The organism is Buchnera aphidicola (Rhopalosiphum padi) (genome assembly GCF_005080845.1).
In the GTDB taxonomy this organism is placed as follows: Bacteria; Pseudomonadota; Gammaproteobacteria; order Enterobacterales; family Enterobacteriaceae; genus Buchnera; species Buchnera aphidicola_AO.
The window spans coordinates 875-2,119 of record NZ_CP034860.1 but is presented as its reverse complement, the minus strand read 5'-3'; the positions used below and the strand labels follow the sequence as shown (position 1 = coordinate 2,119).

The window sequence follows — 1,245 nt, the reverse complement described above, 5'->3', positions numbered from 1 at the left end:
GCCTTTAGATTAATTATTAAAACATTTAAAAATAGAGAAAAAAAATCAAAAGCAATGTTTTTCGGAGGATTATTTTCTTACGATTTAATTTCAGTTTTTGAAACATTACCTAAATTAAAAGGGAATCAAAAATGTTCAAATTTTTGTTTTTACCTGGCAGAAACACTACTTGTTTTAGATCATCAACAAAAAACATGCTTAATTCAAAGCAGTTTATTTACTAAAAATTCAAACGAAAAAAAAAGAATTGAGGAAAGATCTGTAGAAATAAAACAAAAACTCAATCAAAAGTTAAATTCAATACCGAAAATAAAAATTAAAGATATTAATTTAACTTCAAATATGAATAATTTTGAATATGGGTCAATAATAAAAAAACTACAAAAACTAATCCAAAAAGGTGAAATTTTTCAAGTTGTACCGTCTCGAAAATTTTATTTACCCTGTCCCAATCCGCTATCTGCTTATCAAAAATTAAAAAAAAGCAACCCAAGTCCTTATATGTTTTTTATGCAAGATCAAGATTTTACACTGTTTGGAGCTTCACCAGAAAGTTCATTAAAATATGATGAAAAAACAAGAAAGATTGAACTATATCCTATCGCAGGAACAAGACCCAGGGGGAGAACTAAGGATGGAAATTTAGATTTAGATTTAGATAGCAGAATAGAACTTGAAATGAGAACTAATCATAAAGAATTAGCAGAGCACTTGATGCTCGTAGATTTAGCACGTAACGATCTTGCTCGTATTTGTAAACCGGGATCTAGATACGTGTCGGATTTAGTGAGGGTAGATCGATATTCTCATGTAATGCACTTGGTATCAAGAGTTATAGGTGAACTTAGAGAGGGTTTAGACGCATTACATGCATATGCTTCCTGTATGAACATGGGAACGCTAACAGGTGCTCCAAAGGTTCGCGCGATGCAATTAATTGCGGAATATGAAAAAGAAAAAAGAGGAAGTTACGGTGGTGCTATAGGTTATTTTACAGATTTAGGTAATTTAGACACGTGTATTACAATACGTTCAGCGTATGTGGAAAAAGGTATTGCTACAATTCAAGCAGGAGCCGGTATTGTTTATAATTCAATTCCAGAAGATGAAGTAAATGAAAGTTTAAACAAAGCGCAAGCTGTAATTAACGCTATAAAAAACGCACATTATTAAATAGGATTTTTCTAGAATGGCAGACATTTTACTGTTAGATAACCTTGATTCTTTTACTTATAACCTTGTAGA

1 pseudogene is annotated in these 1,245 nt (G+C 31.1%); it reads left to right on the top strand.

Annotated elements, in window-relative coordinates:
- Positions 1-1,173: pseudogene (locus tag D9V76_RS03180) on the top strand (anthranilate synthase component 1); the annotation flags it as partial.
- Between the last annotated feature and the right edge of the window lie 72 nt (positions 1,174-1,245).